Below are 4,021 nucleotides of genomic sequence, written 5' to 3'. Positions count from 1 at the left end.
TACCCTACCGAAGGCTCCCTATTCATATCAATAAGTTAGAGAAAACTGTCCGAACCATTGCAACCCCTCACTTCGATTTAATTCAGCCTATGAAGGCTAACCCGTTGATGGTGATCACCAAAACTGTCCGAAGTATTGCAAATGAAAATGCTGGGCAGGAGCACCTCTCAGAGCATCCATCAAACGATGGTTTTCTGCACTGGCCACTGCAGAGATTTCAGTTGTAGATAATGTCGATTCTAACCCGTCGATTGCAGCTTCTGCGACTTCGATTACAGGTCGCTACAACTACGGTCTATAGAAACCCATTTGAGTTGTGGAACGTGGAACGGGCTGGAAGCCCGTTCCACAAATCATCTAGAACGCTACATCTGCAACAGAGCCGGAAAGAGAACCACTCCTAATCTTCCAACGATCATTCCGGCCCCCATGCTGGATTCCAAACGCCTGGTCCTCCTGTCGCGCATGCGCCCTCCCGCAGTACTTTATGGGCTCGTTCGTCGCAAAATTTGTAGCACGCTTGTTTCAGGTCATTATCCGCTAATCCCAATTTATCCAAGAGCACCGTAGCAGTTGCTGTCGCCTTTCCAAGCACCGGGATGGCTTTTTGGATGCCCGTGGGATCGTTGGCTGCCCATCCCGCTGAGAACCATCCGTTGGGAAGCTGATTGTTACCTTCTGCCCATTGGTTCCACCAACCTGAGAAACAGGCTTTTCCGTGGGAGCCTTCGGTACAATATCGACATTGCGAAGCGCATTTTTTGGTTTGGGATCCACCTAATACGCCCACTTCGCATTGTGATGCATCGGCATTACGTGTGCTTAGCGCAAAAATGAGGGGAATGGACACGATGATCCCCAGTATCCACACGGATAAGAACTTCGTATTTTGATACAAGGGTGTTTCTAATGCTTTCCAGAATGGGGGACGACTCAATACCGCAGCCGAACCTGAAGTGATACTCTCAGCAGTAATGCCAAGCTTTAGAACTGCGCGTGGGTCGGTCATTTTTTCTCCAGTTTGATAGTGGGGACGTAATAAATCAATGGATTGGTTTTGCCATAAATCATGGACAAAACGGGCCCAGGCCACGATAACCTGCTGCATAACATCACCGTCGTAGAGTTATGCGGAAACCGTATAATTGCCAGTTCGTCGGTGCGGAGCGCCGACGAACATGTATTTCTCCTTTACTAAGCTTGAGCTTTCTTGGGCATGAGATACCACAGGACAGCTGCCACCAGAAATAGAGCTGGAATATCACCCAGCAGGTTTGCGCGTTCAGTCTCATCGACGATAGCTTGAACCAGCATTATTCCACTGTGAACAATACTCGACCAAATCGCGAACCATATTAGACTTGCATTAGCCAAAGGGTCTTTTGCAGCCCGAATCAAAAAAACTCCCAAGGTAGCGTAAACACCCATAATCATCTGCTCGTATTCGGGTTGCCGTGGCGTCCATCCCCAACCCGACGGCCATACCCACATCATCATCACATAGATTCCTGCGATGAAAATGATACCAAACACTATAAGAGCGACTTTCAAGTACTTGAGCTTTTTTTCTTGTTGCATCAGATTTCTCCTCTCGTGGTTTTAGTCGGGTACGTTTTGGTGAATACGAGAGTGAGAACCATCATTACCCCACCGGGGGTGTCTGTGCTCTAGCACACATACCTAATACTGATCTTCGTTGCTCCCCCACAGTCGTTCGTTTTGTCATAGTGGAAATCTGTCATACCTCGTGCCAAGCTTTTCTTATCCGGGGTTGTCAACAACCGACCGTTCAACCACCGCCACCAGCAGCATCTCGTCTCCCGTTTTCCACAGGGGGTAACGAACCGTGACCCCCGATGACGACGGTTTTGAGCTGCGGTTGCTAAACAACCGACCGAAACGCCAGCAGGCGGGACTCACCCCATACGGCCCTTCGGCATCGATTCCGGTTAAACTGTCAGGGATCCAAGGGGTACAGCCAACCGGCGATGCGACCCCCTTCTGCGTTCCGGTGGGCGGTCGGTGGCACATCCAGCAGCGTGTACCGTCCCCCCACCTCGAACAGCCGGATTTGGCGCGCGAACGCTTGCGGATTTTGCCAAGGCCGGTTGTCGTAATTCTCTTCCACCAAAGCCACACTGCCTTGCTCCACATCCACCGCCGTCACCACGGCGACATGACCGTGCCGCCATTCCGGATCGTCCCGGTCAGGATAATAGACCACCAAATCGCCACGCCGGGGCGGTCGCCGGGCGGTGCCGTTGATGGAGCGGGCTAGGGGAACGGCTTGTTGCGTTTCGAGGTTTTTCCCTTCGGTGAGATACAGAATCTCATAGGCGCTGTCGATGCTGCCGAACGTGATGCGCCGGTTTTTCATCCACCATTTGCGGGCGTATTCCACGCACTGATAGGTCACGCCGATGTACTGAAGGTGATCTTGCTTGGGGTCGCTCGGATGGACGGACACCGCGCCCGACGACCGGTCGAGAAAGGTGTATTCGGGACGGATGCACGTCGATACACAATTGGAGCGGCTTTCAGCGCCGTCAGCGATGCCGAGTACCGCGCCAAAGGGGGTGACGCACGGCCCAGCGCAGGCCCTCAGGCCCTCAGCAAAGAGCCGATCCCTTTCCTCCTTCGTCAAAGCAGGCGGCTTGGGCAACAGTCCAAAACCGTCGCTGTGCGGCAGGTCAACGCCCAGCGAAGACGAGAGACCCGCCGGGGTCGCCGGGTCTGGGGCGGCATCCGCGCCGGTTCGGGCGAAAACCAGCCCGGACGAGGAGAGGACCGCCGCACCAAAGAGGAGGGCCAAGGCCACGCGCCATGGGCCGGTGTAACGCCACGCCCGGAACGGTTCGAGCAACGACATTTTTTATCCTCCTGAAGTTTGCTGAAGCAATTAGAGTCCCTTTAGCTGGGGACTCCGCTGTGGCAAGCAGGGGGTGCCCAGAACATCGAGGGATGATTGCGCAGAGTATCCAGTAAAACAGGCGACATCCTCTGGTCGATCCTCCCGCGAGAATAGCGCTCTCATGGGATTGTTTAGCTTGTTCTTGCGACCTCTGAGCTTCTTCCGCTCGCTGCTCTAACCTCTCTTGAACCCATGCTCATCGAGAACCAGTCCGGCCCGATCCGTATCAGATTGATACGATTTCTGACCCGTCCTGTTCACTAAGTTGATTAAAAACAGCCTGTTATAATCTGGCACAATGATTGATTACTGGGTGGGCAACACTCACTCACCCGGAATCCGATCATGTCCACGCTATCCCCCCAGTCCACTGCGGCTATCGCCCTCGCTCTCGTTGCCGGATTAGGGGGGATGAGTCTGCCGCTGGCGGCCACGCCGATCCGCGATCAAGAACAAGCCACGGCTCATTTCAGCTACAGTTTTGGGACCGGCGAGTTCTGGCAACAACTGGGGCAAACCTTCACGGCGGGCGTTGACGGGATGCTCACCGGCCTTGAGCTTCGTTTGGGTCGAATGCCCGGTTCCGTGACCACCGGATCGCTGTCCATCGAAATCCGCACTACCGAGACCGGCCCGGCCAGCACCGGTCAGAGCTACCTCCAGACTCCGATCGTTGGCGGTCAACGCCTGGCGTCGGCGACCCTCAACACCGTGGACGTGCCGGTCGTCGATCCCACGCTGGGCCAGGTCGCGCCCTTTAGCCCGTTGATCACGTTTGCCACTCCGGTCTCTGTCCGTGCCGGCGTCGCCTACTCCATCCTGCTGTACGGCAATGGCGCGGATCAGTGGGTGTGGTCGCTGGATCTGCCGGCCTCGACCTATGGCGGGGGCAACGCTTTCGCCCGGGTAGGCAATGGCTATGCCTGGAGTTTCGTCGGCTATGCCGGCAATCCGCCCACGCTGGGCGATTTCGGCTTCCGAACCTATGTTGAGAGGACCGCAGCCCCGGTGTCGGAACCGATGACGCTCTCGCTGTGGGGTCTGGGCCTCGCCGGCCTCGCCTGGCGGCGGCGCAGGCTACAGCAGGTGGCCCACTGACGCCCTTGCGTC

Annotated in this window: 5 protein-coding genes; 2 read left to right on the top strand and 3 right to left on the bottom strand. The window is 55.7% G+C overall.

What is annotated here, in order from left to right; genetic code table 11:
- The coding region (locus BN874_RS25665) for a hypothetical protein (protein ID WP_230314408.1) at window positions 1-227 on the top strand (227 nt) is incomplete at its 5' end.
- A 188-nt stretch (window positions 228-415) separates the two neighbouring features.
- On the opposite strand, the gene BN874_RS24500 is transcribed toward BN874_RS25665, so the two are convergent.
- The 3 genes from BN874_RS24500 to BN874_RS11260 form a co-directional block, all read right to left on the bottom strand.
- Window positions 416-1,108, bottom strand: a complete 693-nt coding sequence (locus BN874_RS24500; RefSeq protein WP_154724883.1) for a hypothetical protein — start codon at window positions 1,106-1,108, stop codon at window positions 416-418.
- 86 nt (window positions 1,109-1,194) lie between these two features.
- Window positions 1,195-1,578 (bottom strand): DUF6632 domain-containing protein, encoded by a 384-nt coding sequence (locus tag BN874_RS11265; protein ID WP_034433308.1) that lies wholly within the window; start codon window positions 1,576-1,578, stop codon window positions 1,195-1,197.
- Between the two features lie 379 nt (window positions 1,579-1,957).
- Window positions 1,958-2,869, bottom strand: a complete 912-nt coding sequence (locus BN874_RS11260) for a CHAP domain-containing protein (RefSeq protein ID WP_081756328.1) — start codon at window positions 2,867-2,869, stop codon at window positions 1,958-1,960.
- A 387-nt stretch (window positions 2,870-3,256) separates the two neighbouring features.
- Here BN874_RS11260 and BN874_RS11255 point away from each other — a divergent pair, with 387 nt between their 5' ends.
- The gene (locus BN874_RS11255) at window positions 3,257-4,009 is read left to right on the top strand and encodes a PEP-CTERM sorting domain-containing protein (RefSeq protein ID WP_154724882.1); all 753 of its coding nucleotides are present in this window, start codon (window positions 3,257-3,259) and stop codon (window positions 4,007-4,009) included.
- Window positions 4,010-4,021 lie beyond the last annotated feature (12 nt).

Origin of the sequence: Candidatus Contendobacter odensis Run_B_J11 (assembly GCF_000531125.1) — a bacterium.
GTDB classification, from domain to species: Bacteria; Pseudomonadota; Gammaproteobacteria; order Competibacterales; family Competibacteraceae; genus Contendibacter; species Contendibacter odensensis.
Note: the sequence above shows the minus strand (reverse complement) of the source record. Positions and strands in the feature narration are given on the sequence as shown.

Excerpts from the sequence above, each read along its gene's own strand:
- BN874_RS11255 (WP_154724882.1), top strand. The coding sequence starts at position 3,257 with ATGTCCACGCTATCCCCCCAGTCCACTGCGGCTATCGCCCTCGCTCTC.
- BN874_RS24500 (WP_154724883.1), bottom strand. The coding sequence starts at position 1,108 with ATGCAGCAGGTTATCGTGGCCTGGGCCCGTTTTGTCCATGATTTATGG.
- BN874_RS11265 (WP_034433308.1), bottom strand. The coding sequence starts at position 1,578 with ATGCAACAAGAAAAAAAGCTCAAGTACTTGAAAGTCGCTCTTATAGTG.
- BN874_RS11260 (WP_081756328.1), bottom strand. The coding sequence starts at position 2,869 with ATGTCGTTGCTCGAACCGTTCCGGGCGTGGCGTTACACCGGCCCATGG.